Annotated in this window: 15 protein-coding genes; 10 read left to right on the forward strand and 5 right to left on the reverse strand. The window is 63.8% G+C overall.

The features are described 5' to 3' along the window. Window positions 1-105 precede the first annotated feature (105 nt). The 3 genes from J5251_RS14290 (at window position 106) to coaE (ending at window position 6,031) form a co-directional block, all read left to right on the forward strand. Entirely contained in the window at window positions 106-3,180 is a 3,075-nt protein-coding gene (locus tag J5251_RS14290; RefSeq protein WP_208574352.1) for an AAA family ATPase, read from the forward strand. Window positions 3,181-3,350: 170 nt separating this feature from the next. After that, the gene (locus J5251_RS14295) at window positions 3,351-4,778 is read left to right on the forward strand and encodes an FAD-binding oxidoreductase (RefSeq protein ID WP_244250678.1); all 1,428 of its coding nucleotides are present in this window, start codon (window positions 3,351-3,353) and stop codon (window positions 4,776-4,778) included. A 41-nt stretch (window positions 4,779-4,819) separates the two neighbouring features. Beyond that, on the forward strand, window positions 4,820-6,031 hold the full coding sequence (coaE, locus tag J5251_RS14300; protein ID WP_208574355.1) for a dephospho-CoA kinase: 1,212 nt from the start codon (window positions 4,820-4,822) through the stop codon (window positions 6,029-6,031). Between the two features lie 32 nt (window positions 6,032-6,063). Here coaE and J5251_RS14305 read toward each other — a convergent pair whose 3' ends face one another. After that, window positions 6,064-7,515: an MFS transporter gene (locus J5251_RS14305; RefSeq protein ID WP_244250679.1), complete on the reverse strand. Its 1,452-nt coding sequence runs from the start codon at window positions 7,513-7,515 to the stop codon at window positions 6,064-6,066. 230 nt (window positions 7,516-7,745) lie between these two features. On the opposite strand from J5251_RS14305, the gene uvrB reads away from it, so the two are divergent. The 3 genes from uvrB to J5251_RS14320 all read left to right on the forward strand — a co-directional run bounded on the left by uvrB (window position 7,746) and on the right by J5251_RS14320 (window position 12,448). After that, window positions 7,746-9,842 (forward strand): excinuclease ABC subunit UvrB, encoded by a 2,097-nt coding sequence (gene uvrB / locus J5251_RS14310; RefSeq protein ID WP_208574356.1) that lies wholly within the window; start codon window positions 7,746-7,748, stop codon window positions 9,840-9,842. A 167-nt stretch (window positions 9,843-10,009) separates the two neighbouring features. Then, entirely contained in the window at window positions 10,010-11,065 is a 1,056-nt protein-coding gene (locus tag J5251_RS14315) for a TerC family protein (protein WP_139003627.1), read from the forward strand. 51 nt (window positions 11,066-11,116) lie between these two features. Further along, on the forward strand, window positions 11,117-12,448 hold the full coding sequence (locus tag J5251_RS14320; protein WP_244250680.1) for an MFS transporter: 1,332 nt from the start codon (window positions 11,117-11,119) through the stop codon (window positions 12,446-12,448). Window positions 12,449-12,500: 52 nt separating this feature from the next. Here the strand turns inward: J5251_RS14320 and J5251_RS14325 are convergent, their stop codons facing one another. Genes J5251_RS14325 through J5251_RS14335 form a run of 3 tightly spaced genes read right to left on the reverse strand, consistent with a single transcriptional unit; the run spans window position 12,501 to window position 16,875 of the window. Further along, a complete protein-coding gene (locus J5251_RS14325; protein WP_208576183.1) occupies window positions 12,501-13,829 on the reverse strand; it encodes an alpha/beta fold hydrolase in 1,329 nt (442 codons plus the stop codon). Next, window positions 13,826-14,320, reverse strand: coding sequence for a GNAT family N-acetyltransferase (locus J5251_RS14330; protein ID WP_139003626.1), 495 nt, complete (start codon window positions 14,318-14,320; stop codon window positions 13,826-13,828). The genes J5251_RS14325 and J5251_RS14330 overlap by 4 nt, the downstream gene beginning before the upstream one ends. A 14-nt stretch (window positions 14,321-14,334) precedes the next feature. Continuing rightward, entirely contained in the window at window positions 14,335-16,875 is a 2,541-nt protein-coding gene (locus tag J5251_RS14335) for a DEAD/DEAH box helicase (protein WP_208574358.1), read from the reverse strand. 68 nt (window positions 16,876-16,943) lie between these two features. Here J5251_RS14335 and J5251_RS14340 point away from each other — a divergent pair, with 68 nt between their 5' ends. Then, complete coding sequence (locus tag J5251_RS14340; RefSeq protein ID WP_208574360.1) at window positions 16,944-17,717, forward strand: trans-aconitate 2-methyltransferase; 774 nt, start codon at window positions 16,944-16,946, stop codon at window positions 17,715-17,717. On the opposite strand, the gene J5251_RS14345 is transcribed toward J5251_RS14340, so the two are convergent. Beyond that, the gene (locus J5251_RS14345) at window positions 17,718-18,356 is read right to left on the reverse strand and encodes an MBL fold metallo-hydrolase (RefSeq protein ID WP_139003623.1); all 639 of its coding nucleotides are present in this window, start codon (window positions 18,354-18,356) and stop codon (window positions 17,718-17,720) included. 139 nt (window positions 18,357-18,495) lie between these two features. On the opposite strand from J5251_RS14345, the gene J5251_RS14350 reads away from it, so the two are divergent. The 3 genes from J5251_RS14350 to J5251_RS14360 all read left to right on the forward strand — a co-directional run bounded on the left by J5251_RS14350 (window position 18,496) and on the right by J5251_RS14360 (window position 22,681). Continuing rightward, entirely contained in the window at window positions 18,496-18,867 is a 372-nt protein-coding gene (locus tag J5251_RS14350; protein ID WP_208574361.1) for a GntR family transcriptional regulator, read from the forward strand. 133 nt (window positions 18,868-19,000) lie between these two features. Beyond that, window positions 19,001-21,904, forward strand: a complete 2,904-nt coding sequence (gene uvrA / locus J5251_RS14355) for an excinuclease ABC subunit UvrA (RefSeq protein ID WP_208574362.1) — start codon at window positions 19,001-19,003, stop codon at window positions 21,902-21,904. Window positions 21,905-21,976: 72 nt separating this feature from the next. After that, on the forward strand, window positions 21,977-22,681 hold the full coding sequence (locus J5251_RS14360) for an HAD hydrolase-like protein (RefSeq protein WP_208574363.1): 705 nt from the start codon (window positions 21,977-21,979) through the stop codon (window positions 22,679-22,681). The last annotated feature ends 4 nt before the right edge of the window (window positions 22,682-22,685 follow it).

The following is a 22,685-nucleotide window of genomic DNA, read 5'->3' on the forward strand; positions in this document are numbered from 1 at the left end:
CGCAGACGTGTACAAAGGGTCCTCTCAGCCGGTGCCAACCGTTGCTGCCTGCCTTGGCCGGTGGGAAAATGGCAGCCGGGGCGAGTATCGGGGAGGTTTCCAGCTGTGCTGGAACTGTATCTTCTGGGGGAGCAGCGGCTGGTCATTGACGTCAGCAGCAGTTCCTCGGTGCCTGTCTCCCGTCCGGTCGAGCTGTTGGCCTATCTGGCGTTACATGCCGGAACGCAGGTGCCGAGACAGGTCCTGGCTGGATTGTTCTGGCCGGATTCCACCAGCAGCCAGGCACTGACGAATCTGCGCAGGGAGTTGCACAACCTGAAGGGGATCATCGGAGATGCCGGATGCCTTGGCAGCCGCGGGGGGACACTGAGCTGGCAGGACACGGCAGGCTGCTGGACCGACGTGCAGGTCTTCAAAGCCGAGACCAACGCGGCGCGGCTGGCCTGGCAGGCGGCCAATTACCCGGCGTTCCTGGGCCACGCCCAGCAGGCGCAGGACCAATACCGTGGAACGTTGATGCCGGGCTGTTACGCCGACTGGATTCTGGAGCCGCGGGAGGAGCTGAAGCAACAGTGTGTACTGCTCTACGACCAGTCGGTCGAGGCCTGCAACGAGTTGAAGGAGCCGCGGCGCGCCGCGGTGCTGGCAGAGCAACGGATCCGGCTCGAACCCTTGGAAGAAAGGGGTTACCGGCAATTGATGGAAGTACAGGCACAGCTCGGAGACCGTGCTGCCGCAATGCACACCTTTCACCGCTGCGAGGCACTCCTGGAACAGGAGCTGGGCGTAGGTCCGGACCCGGTGACGCAACGGCTTTTCGACCGAGTGCTTAACAGCCGCGGACTGCTCCGCGCGGCCGGGGTCGGAACTGCGTCATCCCGCCCTGTGCGCAGTCCGCTGGTTGGTCGTCACCGGGAACTGAGGATTCTCGACTCTTCGTGGCAGGGGGCCGCAGCCGGGAAGGTCGGTTTGCTCCTCATCTCGGGAGACCCCGGGGTCGGAAAGACGCGTATGTCGGAGGAACTGGCCGCGCTGGCCCGCACGTCCGGCGGACTTGTGGCCCAGACCAGGTGTTTCAGCACACCCGGGCGGATACCACTGGCGCCAGTGGCCGCCTGGTTGCGCAACGATGCGTTCCGCTCTTCCCTCATGGCTATGCCTGCCTACTGGCGGGCGGAAGTGGCCCGTTTGCTCCCGGACCGGACCATGCCTGCATCGGCTCCGATTAAAGGCGAGGAGCAGGCCGGCAGCCGGGCCATGGTCGATGCCTGGCAGCGGCACCGGTTCTTCGAGGGCTTGGCCCGTGCGGTAACAGGAACCGGCAGGCCCGTGCTCCTGGTGCTGGACGATTTGCAGTGGTCCGATGCCGAGACGTGCTCCTGGCTGTCGTACCTGTTGGGTTCCGCCGGGCAAAGCGGCTTGCTCGTGGCCGCCACGTTGCGCTTCTCAGCGGCCGCCGGCGAACCGCAGGTGCGTGCATTTTTGCAGGGCCTGCGTGCGGCCGGACTGGTCACCGAACTGCCCCTGGAACCGTTGTCTGCCGCTGCGTCAGGCCTGCTCGCAAGCACTTTCAGCGAGCGCCGGCTGCCCGCCGAAGAAGCTGCCCTGGTCCATGCAGCCACCGGTGGCTATCCCCTGTACATTATTGAGGCCGCTCGCATCCTGCCGGAATCGCACCGGACGGAGGGGGAAGGCGCGGCAACGGAGCTCAGTTCCATCTTGTGGCAACGACTGAGCCAGTCGTCGGCGACGGCGCGAGAAATAGCCGGGTTGACCGCTGCCTTCGGCCGGGACATCACCCTGGACCTGCTGGGCGAAGCCTGCGACCAGGACGACGCCACCCTGGTTGATGCTGTCGATGAATTGTGGCGGATGCGTATCCTTGGTCCCCGTGCCGGCGGATACGATTTCACCCACGACTTGCTGCGTGCGGTGGCCTATGAACATGTCACTCCCGCCCGCCGCTGGCTGCTCCACCGCAGACTCGCGCAGGGTCTGGAACTGCTGTACTCGGATCGGCTCGACGTTGTTGCTCCGCAACTAGCTGAGCAGTACAGCCTGGGTTCCCGGCCCGATAAGGCGTTGCAGTTCTTCCGGCGGGCGGCCGACGCCGCCTCCGGCGTCTTCGCTAATGCGGAGGCTCTGAAGTTTTTCCGGCGATGTTTGGACCTGATCTCCAAGCTGCCTGCGGGAAAAGACCGTGACGAACGCGAACTGGATGTTCTGCGGTCCATGTCTCCTCCGGAAACCGCACTGTATGGCTACTCGTCCGGACAGCTGCTGGCCACCCTCGAGCGCACTGCCGAATTGGCCCAGCAATTACACCATCCGCAGGTTCTGCTGGCCGGCCTGATCGGTCTCTTCGCCGCACGATTCGTCCAGGGCGGGACAGCCGAGTCGTATCGCATCGGACACCGAGCGCTGGGGATGGCAGCAGCAGACCCGGACCTGTTGGGCCAGGCCCACTTCGCGGTGGCCGGGGCTGCACTCAGCCTTGGCAGGCCCAGGGAGGCCATGGAGCATTTCGCCCACTGTTACGAAAATGACCCGGGCGGATACTCCTTCATTCTGGGAACCAAACTGGAGGTCCACGCCATGGGATGGGCCTCGCATGCGCATTGGCTTGCCGGGGAAGAGAATGAAGCGGCGGAACTGTGCCGAAAAGCTCTTGCCCGCGCCCGTAGCTTAGAACACCCTTATACGCTTACCGTGGCGTTGTCCTACGTCGCAGTGTTCCACCAATTGCTAGGCGACAAAACCTCGATGGCGCCGCTCGTTGCCGAGTTGCAGGAGATTTGCCACCGGTACGATTTCGCCTACTACGGGCAGTGGGCGCGCATTCTGCAGGGTTGGGTCAGAGGGGGAGCTTCTGGCACGGCACAAATCCGCGCGGGCATCCGCGCGCTGCAGAACCAGGACGCGTTCGCCCGGATGCCGTATTGGCTTTCTCTGCTCGCCGGCAATCTCGCCGACGCAGGCGACGGGCAGACCGCCCGGTCCGTGCTGGATGCGGCACTCGCAGCAGGGCAGCAGCGCGATGACATGTGGTGGCTTCCCGAAGTTCTGAGGCAGCGGGCCAAGCTATCAGGAACGGCCGAGGCAAGAGAAATGCTGCAGCGGGCTCGGGAGCTTGCAACAGCCCAGGGAAGTTCCGCCTTGCTCGGCCGCCTCGACGCATAACGCTATTGCCTGAAGATTTAGGCAGGTGAAAACACGGCGCAGAGCACGAGCGGGTTTGTTGGCTTCCGTGATGATTCCGGGCGAACGCTCAACGAACGCCGGCGTCCCTACTCTGGAGCGTGCAAGGCAGTTCCGGGCTTCCGGGGCGCAGCTCAAGAGGAGAATTTCCGATGAACACGATGACTCAAACGGCCGGTCGAGCCGGCAGCGTCGCTCCGCCCTACGCGGAGTTGGCGACAAAATTGCGGGGCGCTCTCATTACCCCCGATGATGCCGGCTACGATGGTGCCCGCGCCGTTTACAATGCAATGATCGATCGCCGTCCGGCGGCCATAGCCAGAGTCGCCGACGCCGCCGACGTGGTGCAGTGCGTGAATTTTGCGCGAGTGCATGGAGTGGAACTGGCGGTACGCGGTGGCGGGCACAATGCCGGCGGACTGGGCGTCTGGAACCACGCACTGGTGATCGATCTGGGTGCCATGCGAAGCACGACGCCCGATCCCGCAGGGCACAGGGTCCGGGTGGACGGCGGCTGCACCTGGAGCGACGTGGACCATTCCACCGTCGCCTTCGGCATGGCAACGCCGACCGGTTTCATCGCCTCCACCGGTGTGGGCGGACTGGCGCTCGGCGGCGGCATCGGTTATCTGTCGCGCCGCTTCGGGCTTACCGTGGACAACCTGCTCAGTGCGGACGTGGTCCTCGCGGACGGGCGGCTGGTCACTGCGGACGAGCACAATTATGCTGACCTGTTCTGGGCCCTGCGCGGCGGCGGCGGCAACTTCGGCGTCGTTACCTCTTTCACCTTCCGATGCCACGATATCGGCGAGAACGGCACCATCATCGGCGGTCCGGTGCTCTATGACCTGGCAGACACCGCCGCTGTGATGCGGTGGTACCGCGAACTGTTGCCGTCCCTGCCGGAGGAACTCAACGGCTGGCTCGGTCTGATCACCATTCCGCCGGCACCGCCGTTCCCCGAGGAGCTCTGGGGCCGAAAGTCTTGTGCCATCGTCTGGTGCTACACCGGTAGCCATGACAAGGCGAACGACGTCCTGGCACCCGTCCGCGATTTCGGCGCGCCGCTGGTAGTGGGCTTGCAGGAGATGCCGTTCACCGTCCTGCAGTCAGCGTTCGACGGACTCTATCCGCCCGGGCTTCAGTGGTATTGGAAAGCGGACTTCGTTCACGAGATTTCAGACGAAGCGATCGGAATCCACGAAAAGTACGGCGCGTCGCTGCCTACCGGGCATTCGACCATGCATCTGTACCCGATCGACGGCGCCGCGGCACGCATCCCGGAAACTGCCACGGCGTTCGCCTACCGTGGTGGCGGTTGGGCAGGGGTCATTGTCGGTGTCGACCCGGATCCGGCCAACGCACAGCTCATCACCGATTGGGCCAAAGCATATTGGGAGGAGCTGCATCCGACTACTGCCGGCGGCGCCTACATCAATTTCATGATGGGCGAGGGCGAGGAGCGTATCCGTGCGTCCTATCTGGACAACTATGACCGGTTGGCACAGATCAAGGCTAAGTACGATCCGCAGAATCTGTTTCACATCAACCAGAACATTTCACCGGCGGCGGCTGCGTAGCAACAGCCGGAGCTTGCACGCGGTCTGGCTAGACTGATGCTGTGCTTAAGGTCGGTCTGACAGGCGGCATTGCCGCGGGTAAATCCCTAGTGGCGCGGCGGCTGCGTGAACGCGGCGCGCTGCTGATCGATGCCGACGTGCTCGCTCGCGAAGTAGTCGAACCGGGGACGCCCGGCTTGCAGGCCGTGGTGGAGGCGTTCGGGAAAGAGATTCTGACCGACGACGGCGGACTGGACCGTCCGGCGCTCGGCGCTGCTGTTTTCGGTGACCATGCGAAACGCGAACAGCTCAACGCCATCATCCACCCGCTGGTCCGTGCACGTTCGGCGCAGCTGGTTGCAGATGCCGAGCCGGAACGAATCGTCGTTCAGGACATCCCGCTGCTGGTGGAAACCGGGCAGGGGTCGCGGTTCCACTTGGTTCTTGTGGTGGATGCACCCGAGGAAGTCCGGATCCGGCGCATGATCTCTGACCGCGGCATGGCCGAGGCCGACGCCCGGGCACGCATTGCAGCGCAGGCGACGCATGCCAAGCGCCTGGCCGCGGCCGACGTCGTACTGGAAAACGTGGAATCGCAGGAAGCCATTCTTGCGCGGGTGGACCGCCTCTGGGATGAGCGACTCGAACCCTTCGCGGCGAACCTTGCGGCGGCCCGGGTGGCCGCATCCAGCGGCGGGCCCGTCCTGGCCGAACCCCGTTCGGACTGGCCGCAGCAGGCGAAGCGGCTGGCGGACCGCATCAGATCGGCGAATGAACGGATTCTGGCGGTGGACCACATCGGTTCCACCGCTGTTCCGGGGCTGCCTGCGAAGGATGTCATCGATCTGCAGGTCAGCGTGCGTTCGTTGGCTGAAGCCGACGCCGTTGCAGGCAGCTTAGCGTCGGCTGGCTTCCCTCGTCGTCCGGGACTGTGGCGGGACATCCCCAAACCGTCGCACCCGGACCCGGCCGACTGGGAGAAGCGGCTGCATGGCAATGCGGACCCGGGGCGGAGCGCAAACGTCCATGTTCGGGTGACAGGATCCCCTGGCTGGCGGTTCGCGCTCGGCTTCCGTGACTGGCTGCGCGACAACCCGCAGATGGCGCACGAGTATTTGGCGGAAAAGGAACGGCTGGCCAACCTGCATGCAAAGGACAGCTCAACCGGCCGCTACGCGAAAGATAAGGAACGCTGGTTCGCTGAGGTAGCGGAACCAGCGATGCAGGAATGGATGCGCCGTGTCCACTGGCAGCCGGACAGCGCGGCTGGGTAGCGCTGCCCCGCGCGCTACCCAGCCGTGGTCCGTCAGCGGGCCGCTTCTGCGCGGTCCCGTTCGACGCTGGGAATTTCCGTGCCGCGGATGGAGCAACCGGCTGTTTCCGGGATGAACTTCAGCGCAACGGCGCCGACGACGCAGGCCGCCATCATGTAGTAGGCGGGAACCAGCGTGTCGCCGGTAGCTTGAATCAGCAGATCGTTCACCAGCGGCGCTGTGCCGCCGAAGAGCGCCGTTGACACGTTGTAGGTAATGGCGAAACCGGCATACCGGACCTGGGTGGGGAACATGGCCGGGAACGTCGCGGAAATCGTCGCCAGTTGAAGTACGTACAGCAGACCCAGCACGGCAAAGCCGATCAGGGCCGTGCTGAAGTTGATCCGCATGATCAGGTACATCGGAATGGCGGCCACGAAAAGGCCCAGCAGAGAAGCCCACCACATTGGCTTTCGGCCGACCTTGTCGGAAAGCCTGCCGGCAAACGGGATGACAACCATCATGGCCAGCTGGCCCACCAGGAGCAGCGTCAGGGCGTTGTTGGCGGAGAGATTGATCTCCGTCTGCAGATAGGTGGGCATGTAGCTCAGCAGGGTGTAGTTCGTGACATTCAGCGCTACGACCAGTCCGCCCATGGTCAGCAGCGGCTTCCAATATTTCACGACCAGATCGCGAAGCTCGGTCTTCGCGTTCGGCTCTTCCTGATGATGGTCCTCAAGATCGCGGAAGACCGGCGTATCTTCGAGCTTGGTGCGCAGGTACAGACCGATCAGGCCCATGGGACCCGCCACCAGGAACGGTAGGCGCCAGCCCCACTCGGTCATCGCTTGCTCGCCCAGCACGATCTGGAAGAACAGCACTAGCGCGGTGCCGAGGATGAAACCGAACAGGGTGCCGAATTCCAGGAAGCTGCCGAAGAAACCGCGCTTCTTATCCGGCGAGTACTCGGCCATGAAGGTGGCCGCGCCGCCGTATTCGCCGCCGGTGGAAAACCCTTGCACCATGCGGAGGAGGATCAGCAGGATCGGGGCCCAGACGCCGATAGTTTCATAATTAGGCAGCAGGCCGATGGCGAAAGTGGCACCGGCCATCAAGATAATGGTCAGAGCCAGAATGGCCTTGCGGCCAAGCCGGTCGCCGAGCGGACCCCATACCAGCCCGCCCAACGGACGGACAAGGAATGAGATGGCGAAGGTGGCCAGCGCGAGGGCGGTGCCAAGGCCGCCTTCGGTGGGGAAGAAGTTGGCGGTGATGTACGTCACCGCTACGGCATAGATGCCGTAGTCGAACCACTCCGTGGCGTTGCCCATCGCCGACGCACCGATAGCGTTCCGGATGGTTTTCCTGCCTTCAGGAGTATCCGTTGTCGGAGCCGCGTATTTTTTCTCGACGCGCTCAGACGGGGCGTTCTGCTGGGAGTTTGCGTCGTCCTGGCCGGGCCTCTGACCCGGCTCCGGCTCAGGGGATCGTTCATCTGTTGGCACGGTCTCTCCATCCAGATCAGTGATCTTTGCAGATCCTCATCTTCTGTTCGGTTCGATTGGCGTCGCTATTAGCTCACAGTATCCACCGGCAGCACACCGACGCCAACCAGTTTCGCAAATTCTCCTTCCCGGATCAGCGGTAGGCGTTGAACAACCTGGTTCCCGGTTCCTGTTCAGCCGGGAGCAATCGCGGACACGCGCTGGCCGCGATTGGGGCTACCGTTAATGTCATGAGTCTTGCGCAGGACATCAACCGAGTTGTAGCTCCCTTCGAAGTAGTCAGTGATTACAAGCCGGCAGGTGACCAGCCCGGAGCCATTAAGGAACTGACCGAGCGGATCCAGGCAGGGGAGAAGGACATTGTCCTGCTTGGTGCCACGGGCACAGGCAAGAGCGCCACGACGGCGTGGCTGATCGAACAAGTCCAGCGGCCCACGCTCGTCATGGTCCAGAACAAGACGCTGGCAGCCCAGCTGGCGAACGAGTTCCGGGAACTGCTGCCAAACAACGCGGTGGAATACTTCGTCTCCTACTACGACTACTACCAGCCGGAAGCGTACGTGCCGCAGACGGACACGTTCATCGAAAAGGACTCCTCCGTGAACGAGGAGGTCGAACGGCTCAGGCATTCGGCGACCAACGCCTTGCTGACCCGCCGTGACGTCGTCGTCGTTGCTACGGTCTCCTGCATCTACGGTCTGGGAACACCCGAGGAATATGTAGCGGGCATGGTGACCCTTCGCCAGGGCGAGGAAATGAACCGTGATGAGCTGCTGCGCAGATTCGTGGCCATGCAGTACGCGCGCAATGACATGGACTTCCACCGGGGCACCTTCCGGGTGCGCGGGGACACGGTGGAGATCATACCGATGTATGAGGAACAGGCCCTGCGCATCGAGTTTTTCGGGGACGAAATCGAGAAGATTTATACGCTGCATCCCCTGACCGGCGAGGTGATCCGCGAGGAAACCGAGATGTATGTCTTTCCAGCCTCGCACTACGTGGCGGGGCCTGAGCGTATGAGCCGGGCGGTAAAGGACATCGAGGATGAGCTGGCGGCCCGGCTGCAGGTACTGGAGTCCCAGAACAAGCTCGTGGAGGCCCAGCGGCTGCGCATGCGCACCACCTACGACCTCGAAATGATGCAGCAGATGGGCTTCTGCAACGGCATTGAAAACTACTCCCGCCACATCGATGGCCGCGGACCTGGCACCGCTCCTCACTGCCTGCTGGACTACTTCCCCGACGACTTCATGCTGGTGATCGACGAGTCCCACGTGACGGTTCCACAGATCGGCGCCATGTACGAAGGCGATATGTCACGCAAGCGCACGCTGGTGGATCACGGTTTCCGGTTGCCCTCGGCGATGGATAACCGGCCGCTGAAGTGGGATGAATTCCTCCAGCGGATAGGCCAGACCGTGTACCTCTCGGCGACGCCCGGGAAATACGAGCTGGGCAAAGCCGACGGGTACGTCCAGCAGATCATCCGTCCCACCGGCCTGGTCGACCCGGAAGTCGTAGTTAAGCCGACCAAGGGCCAGATCGACGACTTGCTGGGCGAGATCAACACCCGGGTGGAGAAGAACGAACGGGTCCTGGTCACCACCTTGACCAAACGGATGGCCGAGGACCTGACCGAATACCTCATGGACCACGGCGTCAAAGTCCAGTACCTGCACTCGGACGTCGATACCCTGCGCCGGGTGGAGCTCCTGCGCGAGCTGCGGATGGGTATCTTCGACGTACTGGTCGGCATTAACCTGCTGCGTGAAGGACTGGACCTGCCCGAAGTCTCCCTGGTCAGCATCCTCGATGCGGACAAGGAAGGGTTCCTGCGCAGCAGTACGTCGCTGATCCAGACCATCGGCCGCGCGGCCCGTAACGTCTCGGGCGAGGTGCACATGTATGCGGACCGGATCACCGATTCCATGGCGCACGCCATCGAGGAGACCAACCGGCGCCGCGAAATCCAGCAGGCCTACAACAAGGAACACGGGGTGGACCCGCAGCCGCTGCGTAAAAGGATTGCGGACATTACCGACCAGCTGGCCCGCGAGGATGCTAATACTGCGGAGTTGCTGAGTGAGTTTGATTACGGCAAGGGCAAGCGAGGATTTTCGGCCGCTAAGCCGAAGGAAAAGATCCGGCAGGATGGCCTGGCAGCTGCTCCAGCGGAGGACCTGACAACGCTGATTGAACAAATGACGGCACAGATGCACGCGGCGGCAGCCGAGCTGCAGTTCGAGCTTGCCGGCCGGTTGCGCGACGAGGTGGCGGATCTGAAGAAGGACCTCCGGCAGATGCTTGCAGCCGGTCACGCCTGACTCCGGAGCGTCCGATCGGGTACACTCGTTGAGGCGTAGGGGAGTATCCCAAGTGCTGTGAACGTCAACACGCCCGGCGAAGTAGCCGGGCCGGGCACAGCGGCCGGCCTCTGGTTGCCGGCGGAGAGACTTGCGGCAACCACTCGTACCCTCGAAAGGCCTTTTTCGTGCTCGAATTACCCCTTTGGTTTGAAGTCGGCACCTTTGTGGTGCTCGGACTTGTTCTGTTGTTCGACCTTCTCTATGTCGTAAAACGCCCGCATGAGCCCTCCATGAAGGAAGCCGGGCTCTGGGTTGCCTTCTACGTGGCGCTTGCCCTGATCTTCGGCGGCATGATGTTCGCCTTCACCGGGCCTGAATTCGGCGGGCAGTTCCTGGCCGGCTGGGTGACGGAATATAGCCTCAGCATCGACAACCTGTTCGTCTTCATCATCATCATGGCGCGCTTCTCCGTGCCGCGTAAGTACCAGCAGGAAGTGTTGATGGTGGGCATCATCATCGCGCTGGTTCTGCGCGGCATCTTCATTCTGCTGGGCGCAGAGTTGGTGGAGAACTTCAGCTGGATCTTCTACATCTTCGGCGCCTTCCTGCTCTGGACCGGCTACAAGCAGGCCAAGGATGACGGCGAAGACGAAGAAGAGGGCGCGGAGAACCCGCTGATCGCCAAGCTGCGCACTGTGGTGCCGATGAGCGAAAAGTACGACGGCAACAAGGTCCGCACCGTGGTGAACGGGAAAAAGGTCTTCACCCCGATGCTCATCGTGTTCGTGACGATCGGCCTGACCGACCTGCTCTTCGCCGTCGACTCCATCCCGGCAATCTTCGGTCTGACCCAGAGTGCCTTCATTGTTTTCACCGCCAACATCTTTGCGCTGATGGGCCTTCGCCAGCTGTACTTCCTGCTGGGCGGTCTCATGACGCGTCTGATCTACCTCAAGCACGGCCTGGCCTTTATCCTCGTCTTTATTGGCGTCAAGCTGATTTTCCACGCCATGCATGTCAATGAACTGCCCTTCCTCAACGGCGGCCAGCCCATCGAATGGGCGCCGGAGATCCCGACCTTCGTCTCCCTGGCGGTCATCGTTGGCACGATTGTCATCGCCACCGTGGCGAGCCTGCTGAGCCCTGCGGCCAAGGCCGCAAAGCTCGACGCGGAACTTGCTGCGGATCTGGAAGCCAGCCGCCGCGAGGAGCGCGAGGAAGACAAGCTCAACGAACAGTAACCGGCTGAACGACAGGAAGCGCGCGGTGCGCAGCGGCGTTATGCTCGCAGTGTGAGTTTTCCTGTCAACGCGGCGCTGGATGCCCAAGCACGTCTTGGACGCATCCAGCGCCGTACTGTTTTAACCCTTGCCCTCGCCCAATTGTTCAGCGGCGTGGGCAATGGTGCCGCGCTGGCGATCGGTTCGCTTCTTGCCGTGGAGCTTTCCGGAAATGAAGAACTTGCCGGTACATCCACCATGGCCCTGTCCCTGGCCGGTGCACTGGTCGCCCTGCCGCTGGCCAGCCTGGCGGCACGGAGAGGCCGGCGACAGGCGCTGATCTGCGGCCTGCTGCTGGCTTTTCTGGGCGCCGCACTCATGGTGTTGGCGCCGATTCTGCGTTCCTACGTGCTGGTACTGGCTGGATCTGCCTTGCTCGGCGTCGGCGCTGCAGTCAACCTGCAGGCCCGGTTCGCTGCCGTCGACTTGGCCCGGCCGGAGCACCGTGGGCGCGACCTGTCGTTCGTGGTCTGGTCCATCACCATCGGAGCGGTGGCAGGACCGAACCTGATCAAACCCGGAGCCGAACTGGCCTTGGCGCTGTCCCTGCCGGAGACGTCCGGTCCGTTCCTGTTTTCGATGGCAGGGCTGGCCATCGGAGCGACTCTGCTGTTTGTCGGCCTGCGTCCGGATCCGCTATTGGTGGCCCGGAGCGTTGCCGCTGGCGCCGGAACGGCGCCAGTATCTTCCGGCTCTGCCGTGCCCCGAATGCTCCGCGGTGGTTCGCTGGGCGCCGGTCTGGCAGCTGTCCACCGGTCACCGATGGCGCAGCTTGGATTGGTTACGGTCGTCGGAGCGCATTTGGTCATGGTTGCCGTGATGTCCATGACTCCCGTCCATCTGCAGGCGCTCGACCATGCCTCCGGTTTGCACCACAGCGACGCGGACACACTCGCGTTCATCGGATTCACCATCTCCCTGCACATCGCCGGCATGTACGCGCTGTCGCCGGTAATCGGCCTGCTCACGGACAGGCTGGGCAGGCCTCGGATGATCATGGCAGCCCAGTTGGTGCTGCTGGCCGCTGTCGGGCTGGCCGGAATCGGGCACGGGGACCAGTTGTGGGTGGGAGCCGGACTTGCTGTCCTCGGCGTGGGCTGGTCCGCTGCCACGATCGCCGGCTCCACCTTGCTGACGGAATCTGTCTCCGACGAGGACCGGGTGCTGGTGCAGGGTGTCTCCGATACCTGCATGGGTGCCGCGGGCGCATTGGGAGCTGCGCTCTCCTGCGTAGCGCTTGCGTTCTTTGGCTTCGCCGGGCTGAACCTGGCAGCGGCGCTGGCGGCCGCCGTCGTCCTGGTCTTCGCCGTCGTGGAGGCCGCACGGAACCGCGGGACCCAATGACGGACCTAGGACGCGCACACGCTGTTTCCGGCGGGGGCGCCCGGCGCGCGGATTATTCTACGGCGCCATCCTGGCTGCGGCACATGGCGAGCAGGCGGCGGAAGATGGCCTCGCCGTCGTCCGAAATGCCGTCATGATGGAAATCGGCGGTCTCCCAGACCTGCAGGCCCCGGACTTGGTCGGCAGTTTCGAGCGACAGGTCGCGGTCCACGTAGATGTCCTCGGCATACACCGCAGCTGCGGCCGGCACGGTGTTGGCGGCCAGCCGTTCGAGGTTGTAAAGACCGGGCCAGTCGCTCTTGGCGGCTAGCAGCCCGGCCACCTCCTGCAGCGGCGCCAGAGCCGGGTCCTCCTCGAAATACCACGGGTAGACCATTTCGCCGGTGAGCAGAGGATGCTCCGCTTCGGGGCTGAACTGGGGATACTGCTCCAGGACCCGCCAGGCGGACCAGGCGGTGGCTTCGTGCTGGGCGTAGATGGATTCGTGCAGCAGCGCGTAGAGCGGATTGGCGGCCCGGCTGACCTGATGGCCTACCTGTTCGAGGAAGGTATCGGTCAGCCGCGGGCCTGCCGGGGTGGCGGTAAACGCATCTTCCAGCAGGTAGTGCAGGGCGTCCACCCGGGTATTGCCGCCCAGGAAGGAACCGAGCATCTGCAAGCGGCGTACGCTCAGTCTCTCGCCGGTGGGCAGGAATTCCGGCACCTGTTCCAAATGCCGCGCTATCCGGGTGACCCGCAGGCGGTCCGCTGGATAGCGGGCGAAGTATTCGGCGTTGCGTGCCTCGACCCGCTTGAAGGTGGCCTGGTACACCCGGTCCGGGTGGCCGGCCAGCGGTGCCAGGCCGCCGGTTATCAGGACCTCGCGCAGTCCCGCCGGTGCAAATGAAAGGTAGCTCAGGGCGCAGAAACCGCCGTAGCTCTGGCCAAAGATACTCCAGGGCGCGCCGGCCAGCTCCTGCCGGATGAGTTCGGCATCCGCCACAATGGAGTCCGCCCGGAAGTGGGCCAGGTAGTCCGCCTGTGCCGCCGCGTCACCCTGCAGCGGAAGGCTCTGGCGTGAGAGGGGAGTGGACAGCCCGGTTCCGCGCTGGTCCAGCATCAGGATGCGGAAGTGCCGTGCGGCTTCCTTCATCCAGCCGCCCAGGGACGTTACCCGGTTGCCGCGGCCGCCCGGACCGCCCTGCAGGAAGAGCAGCCAGGGCAGGGATTCTACTGCCTCGGGGGTGTGCTCCAGGGATGTGTATTCCCGGGCGAAGATCTCGATGCTGCCGCCGTCCGCGTCCCCGTGGACCAGCGGAACGGTGAACCAGTGTTCCACCGTCCTGGCCCCGTGCATGATGTGCGAGGCGGCAATCCGGTGGGCTGCGCCGTCGTGCATCATGCCGTCCGGGCAGGAGCGGTGGAGCCGAATTCGCTCAGCGCGGTGCCGGTCAGGCGGAACGTGGACCATTCATCCTGCGGCAGCGCGCCCAGGCTGCGGTAGAAGTTGATGGATGGTTCATTCCAGTTCAGCACCGCCCATTCGACCCGGGCATAACCGTTCTCGACGGCGTGCTGTGCCAAGGTGCGCAGCAGCGCCTTTCCGTGTCCCGCACCGCGCGACTCCGGGCGCACGTACAGGTCCTCCAGATAGATGCCGTGCACGCCCTCCCAGGTGGAGAAATTACGGAACCACAGAGCAAAACCCTGCACGCCGCCGTCGTCCTCGGCGATGTGGGCGAACACGGAGGGGGTGTCGCCGAAGAGGGCGTGCCTCAGCTGCTCCTCGGTGGCCTTGACCGCGTCCGGTTCCTTTTCGTAGACGGCAAGCTCGCGGATGAGCTCGAGGATTACGGGAACATCGGATTCGCGGGCGCGCCGGATACTGGTCATAACTGGCATCCTAATCAGAGCGGGCCCACTGCGGTAATCCGCACCGCGGCCGTGCCCAGTTCGTCCGATTCGGCGAGATTAACGACGGCGTTAATGCCCCAGTCATGGTCCCCGGCAGGGTCGTCGAAGATCTGCCGGACCTTCCACTCCGCCGGGGACTCTTCGATGATCAGGTACTTGGGGCCACGGGCATCAGGCCCGATGCCGAGGTCATCATGTGCGTCGAAATAGGCGTCCATGGCGTCTGCCCAACGGTCCGCATCCCAGCCGCTGTCCGCGTCCAACTCGCCGAGGGCCTCTTCGTTTTCGGCTTCGAAGAGTTCCACCCGGCGGAAGAGCTCGTTGCGAACCATGACCCGGAACGCGCGGACGTTGTCCGTGAGCTTCGGCGGCGTCTTGGTCAGGACGGACTCGCTGGCATGTTCCGCTGCCAGATCCGCGGCGCCGGCGCCGGAGGTCAGCTCTTCCCATTCGTCCAGCAGGCTCGAGTCCACCTGGCGCACCAGTTCGCCGAGCCAGGCGATGATGTCTTCCAGGTCTTCGCGCAGTGCCTCGGTCGGCACCGTCTGGCGCAAGGCCTTGTAGCCGTCGGTGAGGTAGCGCAACAGGATGCCTTCGGAGCGTGCCAGCGAGTAGAACTGCACATACTCGCTGAAGTTCATCGCCCGTTCGTACATGTCCCGGATCACCGATTTGGGCGCGAGTTCGAAGTCGCCCAGCCAAGGGGCGCTCTTCCGGTACACATCGAAGGACTGGAACAACAGCTCGGCCAGCGGTTGCGGATACGTGACCTCCTCCAGCATGGCCATGCGCTGGTCGTACTCGATGCCGTCCGCCTTCATGGCGGAAACAGCTTCACCGCGGGCCTTCTTCTCCTGCGCGGACAGCACCTGCCGGGGCTGCTCCAGGATCGCTTCGATGGCGGAAACGACGTCAAGGGCGTAGCTGCCGCTCTCCGGATCCAGCAGTTCCAGACTGGCAACCGCGAACGGGGACAGCGGCTGGTTCAGCGCGAAGTTTGCCTGCAGATGGATCTTCAGCCGCACCAGGCGGCCGTCTTCGTCCGGCTCGGGCAGGCGTTCCACCAGGCCGGAGGCCACGAGTTCGCGGTAGATGCCAAGCGCGCGCTTGATCAGCTTGAGCTGTGAGGCCCGGGTCTCGTGGTTCTCGGTCAGCAACCGTTTCGCGGCGGCAAAGGGATCCCCGGGACGCTCCAGCAGATTCAGCAGCATCGAGTGGCTCACCGTGAAGCTGGATGTCAGCGGCTCCGGTTGGCCGTCCACCAGCTTCTGGTAGGTCGGCTCGCCCCAGCTGACAAAGCCAGCCGGCGGCTTCTTCTTGACCACCTGGCGCAGCTTCTTCTGGTCATCACCGAACTTCGCCACCGCCTTGGCAATCGCTTTGGTGTTTTCCACCACGTGCTCCGGCGCCTGGACGACGACGGTGCCGGCCGTGTCGTACCCGGCCCGTCCTGCACGGCCGGCGATCTGATGGAATTCCCGCGCGTTGAGCACCCGGGTACGGACGCCGTCGTACTTGCTTAACGCCGTCATCAGGACGGTTCGGATGGGGACGTTGATGCCGACACCGAGCGTGTCCGTACCGCAGATAACCTTCAGCAGGCCGGCCTGGGCCAGCTGTTCGACCAGCCGCCGGTACTTGGGCAGCATGCCGGCGTGATGGACGCCGATGCCGTGGCGGACCAGCCGGTTCAAGGTCTTGCCGAAGCCCGGCGCGAACCGGAAGCCGGCGATCAGTTCGCCGATCCGGTCCTTCTCCTCGCGGGTGCAGACGTTGATGCTCATGAGGTTCTGGGCGCGTTCGATCGCTTCCAGCTGGCTGAAGTGCACCACGTACACCGGCACCTGGCGGGTGCTCAGGAGCTCCTCCAACGACTCCTGCACGGGCGTCTGGACGTAGTAGTAATGCAGCGGAATGGGGCGCTCGGCCGAGCTTACGGTAGTAGTCTGCCGCCCGGTGCGCTGGGTCAGCTCCTTCTCGAACCGGGTCACGTCGCCCAGAGTGGCGGACATCAGGAGGAACTGCGCCTGCGGCAGTTCCAGCAGCGGCACCTGCCAGGCCCAGCCGCGCTGCGGATCAGAGTAGTAATGGAATTCGTCCATGACCACGGTTCCCAGCTCGGCCTCCGAACCCTCGCGCAGGGCGATGTTGGCGAGTATTTCCGCAGTGCAGCAGATGATGGGAGCGTCCTGGTTCACGGACGAGTCACCGGTAACCATACCGACGTTGTCCGGACCGAAGATCTCGCACAAGGCGAAGAACTTTTCCGAGACGAGCGCCTTGATCGGCGCCGTGTAGTAACTGCGCCGCCCGTGGGCCATGGCATGAAAATGCGAGGCGATGGCCACCATTGACTTACCCGAGCCGGTCGGCGTAGCCAGGATGACGTTGTTGCCCGTGACCAGTTCCATCACCGCCTCGTCCTGGGCCGGATACAGCGCCATGCCACGGCCCTCCACCCAGTCGATGAAGGCGGTGTAGATTTCGTCCGGGTTGGCAGTGGCGGCTGCGGGGAGCTGTTCAAGTAGGTTCATGTCCCCTCCAGCCTATCGGTCGGTGCGCCGCCGGGGGACGGGTGTAACGGAAGCCGTAGGCTGGGCGTATGAAATGGGACCCGTCCAAGTACGCCGAGTTTGCGGATTACCGCAGCCGCCCCTTCTTCGACCTGACCGGCAGGATTGCCGCGGAGGAGCCGCGCCGGGTGGTGGACCTGGGCTGCGGTCCGGGCAGCCTGACCGCGGCGCTGGCAGACCGGTGGCCCCGGGCGCGGGTGACGGGACTGGATTCGTCTGCCGCCATGATCGCCGCAGCCAATGCCGCTTCACAACTGCAGAACCTGGATTTCGCAGTCGGCGACATCGCGGCCTGGGCCCCGCCGCAGGATCTGGACGTGCTCGTCTCGAACGCCGCCCTCCAGTGGCTTCCGGGGCACCAGGACCTGCTGCGCGAGTGGGCGTCCTGCCTGACCTCCGGCGCGTGGCTGGCGTTCCAGGTTCCCGGCAACTTCTCTGCGCCGTCGCATGTGTTGATGCGCCGGCAGGCGGCCTCCAGCAAGTGGCATTCCCTTCTCGACGGCGTGCTCCGGCACGAAGATGCCGTCAGCGAGCCCGCGGATTACCTCGCCCTGCTGCTGGAGGCGGGATTCGACGCCGATGCGTGGGAGACCACGTACCTCCACGTCTTGCAGGGGCCGGATCCGGTGCTGGAGTGGGTCCGGGGGACTGGCCTGCGCCCGGTACTGGCCGCCTTGGCACCCGAGGAGGCCGCCGAGTTCGAGACGGAATATGCCGAGGCGCTGCGCCATGCCTATCCGGCAGGCCCGCACGGAACGGTCTTCCCCTTCAGGCGGATTTTCTGCGTTGCGCGCAAGCGCTGACTACCAGCCCCGCTCGCGCCATTCGGACAGGTGCGGCCGTTCGGCGCCGAGCGTGGTGCCCTTGCCGTGGCCCGGGTGGACCACTGTGTCGTCCGGCAGGTAGTCGAAAAGGCGGCGTTCGACGTCGTCAATCAGCGAGGCGAAGCGCTGCGGGTCCTGCTGGGTGTTGCCAACGCCTCCCGGGAACAGCGAGTCCCCGGTGAACAGGTGCGAGGGTCCGTGCGCGTTGCGGTACAGGAGGGCCACCGAGCCGGGAGTGTGCCCGCGCAGTTTGATGGCCTCCAGCGAGAACCCGTCGAATTCCGCGATGTCGCCGTGATCTAGTGCGACGTCGGCGGGAACCTCGATCTGCGCGATGTCTTCGGTTCCGGCCGCGGTGCGGGCGCCGGTGAGTTTCACCGTCTCGGCAAGGGCGCGCACATGGTCCCAGTGGCTGTGCGTGGTGATGATCATTGCCACTTTGGCGGGCGCCTGACTGTCCTGCGCCCCTTCGGCCAGCAGTTTTTCGATGGCGGGCAGATCGTCCGCGGCGTCGATGAGCACCTGTGCGCCGGTGTCCTTGGCCGTGATTAGATAGACGTTGTTGTCCATCTCGCTGACGGACGCCGAGCGGATGGTGATGTCATCAAGTTCCCACATGCGCCCAGTCTAATCACAGTCCGGAGGCTGCCCGGGCGGGGTCTGCGCCGAGAGTGAAAGTCCTTGTCCGACGCCGGGAAATTGGCGTAAATTCGATTGGTCCGGGAACGGACAATTGCAGAAGGGCAGGCAGCGGTACATGGAAGCTGACCAATTCGACTGGCGGCTGGACAAGCAGAGCTCGGTGCCGCTGTTCGAGCAGTTGCGCCTGCGCATTATTGAGGCATCCGACGTCGGAGAGCTGACTATCGGAACCAAGCTGCCGCCGGTGCGGCGGCTAGCCGACCATCTCGGCATTGTGCCTAACACCGTGGCCCGCGCCTACCGGGAACTGGAAACGGCGGGCCGGGTGACAACCGGAGGCCGGGCCGGCACCGTGATCAGCGCAGGCGGGGACGAGTCCTCGCGGCTGCTGGCCGAGGCGGCCGCCACGTTCGCGGAGACGGCCAGGGCACAGGGCGCCACGTTGAAGACTGCATTGGCTGCGGTCAAGGCGGCCCTGGAACGCTGACCCAGCAGACCAACCGGGCGAGACGAAAAAGCCCCGCCCACGTTGAAGGTACGCGGACAATTATGGTCCGCGTTCGCACCGATGTGCTGAACGCAATACGTTTTCGAACGGACTTTCGATTAGAGTGGAAACCGTGCTAAAAGCGAGTGAATCAACTGGACCCGGATCCCACGAGGATGCCCGGACGGACCTATCCCGGCTGGTCGTGAAGGGCGCGCGGGAGCACAACCTGCGCAATGTCGACCTAGACCTGCCCAGGGATTCCATGATCGTATTCACCGGGCTTTCCGGTTCCGGCAAGTCCTCCCTGGCCTTCGACACGATCTTCGCCGAGGGGCAGCGCCGCTATGTCGAATCGCTGTCAGCCTATGCGCGCATGTTCCTGGGCCAAGTGGACAAACCCGATGTCGACTTCATTGAAGGCCTTTCCCCGGCAGTTTCCATCGACCAGAAATCGACGAGCAAGAATCCCCGTTCCACGGTGGGCACGATCACCGAGATCTATGACTATATGCGGCTGCTTTGGGCCCGGGTAGGCCGCCCGCACTGCCCGGTTTGCGGCCAGCCAGTGACACGGCAGACTCCGCAGCAAATTGTGGATCAGCTGCTGGAGCTTGAGAGCGGTACCCGGTTCCAGATCCTCGCCCCGGTAGTCCGCGGGCGCAAGGGCGAGTTCGTGGACCTGTTCAAGGAACTTTCCGCCAAGGGCTATTCCCGCGCCAAGGTGGACGGCAAACTGATCCAGCTGTCGGAACCGCCCAAGCTCGGCAAGCAGTTCAAGCACACCATCGAAGTCGTTATCGACCGACTGGTGGTCAAGGAGGGCATCCAGCAGCGGCTGACTGACTCGATCGAGACCGGGCTGGGCCTGGCGGAGGGCCGTGTACTGGCGGACTTTGTGGACCTGGATGAAGGCGATCCGGGACGTACCCGGGCCTTTTCGGAGCACCTTGCCTGTCCCAATGAACACCCGCTGGCCATTGACGAAGTCGAGCCGCGGTCCTTCTCGTTTAACAATCCGTTCGGTGCCTGCCCGGTCTGTACCGGCATCGGCAGCAAGCTTGAGGTGGACGAAGACCTGGTCGTTCCGGACCCGGAGCTCAGCCTCGGCGACGGCGCGATCGCGCCCTGGGCCCTGGGCACGGCGACGCAGCAGTACTGGAACCGGCTGCTTGAAGGCCTGTCGCACGAACTCGGATTCTCCATGGACGTCCCCTTCAATGAGCTGTCCAAAGAAGCGCGCAAGGCCGTGCTCTACGGCAAGGACCACAAGGTGGTGGTTCAGTACCGCAACCGGTTTGGCCGCGAACGCAAGTACAGCACCGGTTTCGAAGGCGCGGTGCAGTACATCCACCGCAAGCATCTGGAAACCGAGTCCGACAATGCGCGGGACCGTTATGAGCAGTACATGCGGGAAGTACCCTGTCCCGAGTGCAAGGGTGCGCGCCTGAACCCGGCGTCCCTGTCGGTGCTCATCAACGGCAGGTCAATTGCCGAAGTGTCAGCAATGCCGCTGCAGGAATGCCGCGACTTCCTGGATTCACTGGAGCTGACGCCGCGGGAGGCGCAAATTGCCCAGCAGGTGCTCATCGAGATCCAGGCCAGGCTCCGCTTCCTGCTGGACGTAGGCCTCTCCTACCTGAACCTCGAACGAGCTGCCGGCACACTCTCCGGCGGTGAAGCGCAGCGCATCCGGTTGGCCACACAGATCGGTTCCGGCTTGGTCGGCGTGCTCTACGTTCTGGACGAGCCATCCATCGGCCTGCACCAGCGCGACAACCGCCGGCTGATCGAAACCCTGACCCGGCTGCGCGACCTCGGCAACACTCTGATCGTGGTCGAGCACGACGAAGACACCATCAGCGAAGCCGACTGGATTGTCGACGTCGGTCCGGGTGCAGGCGAGCACGGAGGCCAGATAGTCCATTCCGGTTCGCTCAAGGAACTGCTGGACAATGAGCAGTCCATTACGGGTGATTACCTGGCCGGCAGGCGCCGTATCGACATCCCCGCCAAGCGCCGCAAGATCGATAAGAAGCGACAGCTCAAGGTGGTCGCTGCCCGGGAAAACAACCTGCAGGGCATCGACGCAGTCTTCCCGCTTGGCGTCTTCACCGCGGTCACCGGGGTGAGCGGCTCCGGAAAATCCACGCTCGTCAATGACATCCTGTACAAGGTACTGGCCAACAAGCTCAACCGGGCCAAGCAGGTCGCCGGCCGGCATACGCGCGTCGAGGGCCTTGAGCACCTGGACAAGGTCATCCACGTCGACCAGAGTCCGATCGGCCGCACGCCGCGGTCCAACGCGGCCACCTACACCGGTGTCTTCGACAATATTCGCAAGCTCTTCGCCGAAACCAACGAGGCCAAGGTGCGCGGCTACCAGCCCGGACGGTTCTCGTTCAACGTCAAGGGCGGGCGCTGTGAAGCATGCAGCGGCGACGGCACACTGAAGATCGAGATGAACTTCCTGCCGGACGTCTATGTCCCCTGCGAGGTCTGTCACGGCGCCCGTTACAACCGCGAGACGCTTGAAGTCCACTACAAGGGCAAGACCATTGCGGATGTGCTGGACATGCCGATCGAGGAAGGTGCGGAATTCTTCGCGGCTTTCACCCCGATTGCCCGTCACTTGAATACGTTGGTGGACGTCGGCTTGGGGTACGTCCGGCTCGGCCAGCCCGCTACCACCCTCTCCGGCGGCGAAGCGCAGCGGGTGAAGCTCGCGAGCGAGTTGCAGAAGCGTAGCAACGGTCGGAGTATCTACGTGCTGGACGAACCCACCACCGGGCTGCACTTCGAGGATATCCGCAAGCTGTTGCTGGTACTCCAGTCATTGGTGGACAAGGGCAACACCGTGATCACCATCGAACACAACCTGGACGTCATCAAGAGTGCCGACTGGGTAGTGGATCTTGGACCGGACGGAGGTTCCGGCGGCGGCCGTATTATTGCCGCAGGCACGCCTGAACAGGTTGCGAAGGCGGAGGTCAGCCACACCGGCCGGTTCCTCGCGGAAGTACTTGACACGGCCTGATCGGCAGCGCGGTATATACCCCAAGGGGAATGTTTGTAACGCATAACCTTCAAGGTATGGAAAAATGCCTAGGTGACTTCTTTGCCGGCGCTGGTTCTCTTTGACCTTGATGGGACTCTGGTGGATCCCGCGGGGGCCATCACAGGGGGTATCAGCCGAGCCTTGCAGCTAGCCGGGCTGCCGGTCCCGCGGCAGGATGTCCTCGACTCCATGGTCGGTCCTCCGCTGGGGCAGTCGCTGCGGGAGAAGGCCGGGGTTCCGGAGAGCGATCTAGCCGAAGTCATTAGGCTCTACCGGACCGAGTACCGTCTTTCCGGGATGGCAGCCAGCCATGTATATCCCGGAGTGGAAGGGCTGCTGCAGCAGTTGAAGACCGAAGGCACCATCCTGGCCGTGGCTACGCAGAAACCCACTCCGATCGCCGACGAACTACTCCGCGTACAAGGGTTGACCGCCTACTTCGACAGTATCCATGGCGCAGGCTTTGACGATCCGGGCAGCGGCACCGCAGCCGATGCAGGCAAGATCCCGATTCTCGAAGAGGCTTTGCGGCAGTACGCCGGAGGATACGGCAGCGTGGTGATGGTGGGGGACCGGCACTACGACATTACGGCCGCCGTCCACCACGGCATTCCGGCTATCGGAGTTAGCTGGGGATTTGCGGCCGACGGCGAGCTTGAAGCCGCCGGTGCTGCCGCCGTCGTCGTCAATACGCAGGAACTAGCGGAGGAACTGGCACGCCAGCAAGCGGCCGTCACACAAGGAACGGAGAGGTAAGGGA

Source organism: Arthrobacter crystallopoietes (assembly GCF_017603825.1).
GTDB classification, from domain to species: Bacteria; Actinomycetota; Actinomycetes; order Actinomycetales; family Micrococcaceae; genus Crystallibacter; species Crystallibacter crystallopoietes_B.

Excerpts from the sequence above, each read along its gene's own strand:
- J5251_RS14345 (WP_139003623.1), bottom strand. The coding sequence starts at position 18,356 with ATGTGGGAACTTGATGACATCACCATCCGCTCGGCGTCCGTCAGCGAG.
- J5251_RS14350 (WP_208574361.1), top strand. The coding sequence starts at position 18,496 with ATGGAAGCTGACCAATTCGACTGGCGGCTGGACAAGCAGAGCTCGGTG.
- uvrB (WP_208574356.1), top strand. The coding sequence starts at position 7,746 with ATGAGTCTTGCGCAGGACATCAACCGAGTTGTAGCTCCCTTCGAAGTA.
- J5251_RS14325 (WP_208576183.1), bottom strand. The coding sequence starts at position 13,829 with ATGATGCACGACGGCGCAGCCCACCGGATTGCCGCCTCGCACATCATG.
- J5251_RS14330 (WP_139003626.1), bottom strand. The coding sequence starts at position 14,320 with ATGACCAGTATCCGGCGCGCCCGCGAATCCGATGTTCCCGTAATCCTC.
- J5251_RS14295 (WP_244250678.1), top strand. The coding sequence starts at position 3,351 with ATGAACACGATGACTCAAACGGCCGGTCGAGCCGGCAGCGTCGCTCCG.
- J5251_RS14335 (WP_208574358.1), bottom strand. The coding sequence starts at position 16,875 with ATGAACCTACTTGAACAGCTCCCCGCAGCCGCCACTGCCAACCCGGAC.
- J5251_RS14340 (WP_208574360.1), top strand. The coding sequence starts at position 16,944 with ATGAAATGGGACCCGTCCAAGTACGCCGAGTTTGCGGATTACCGCAGC.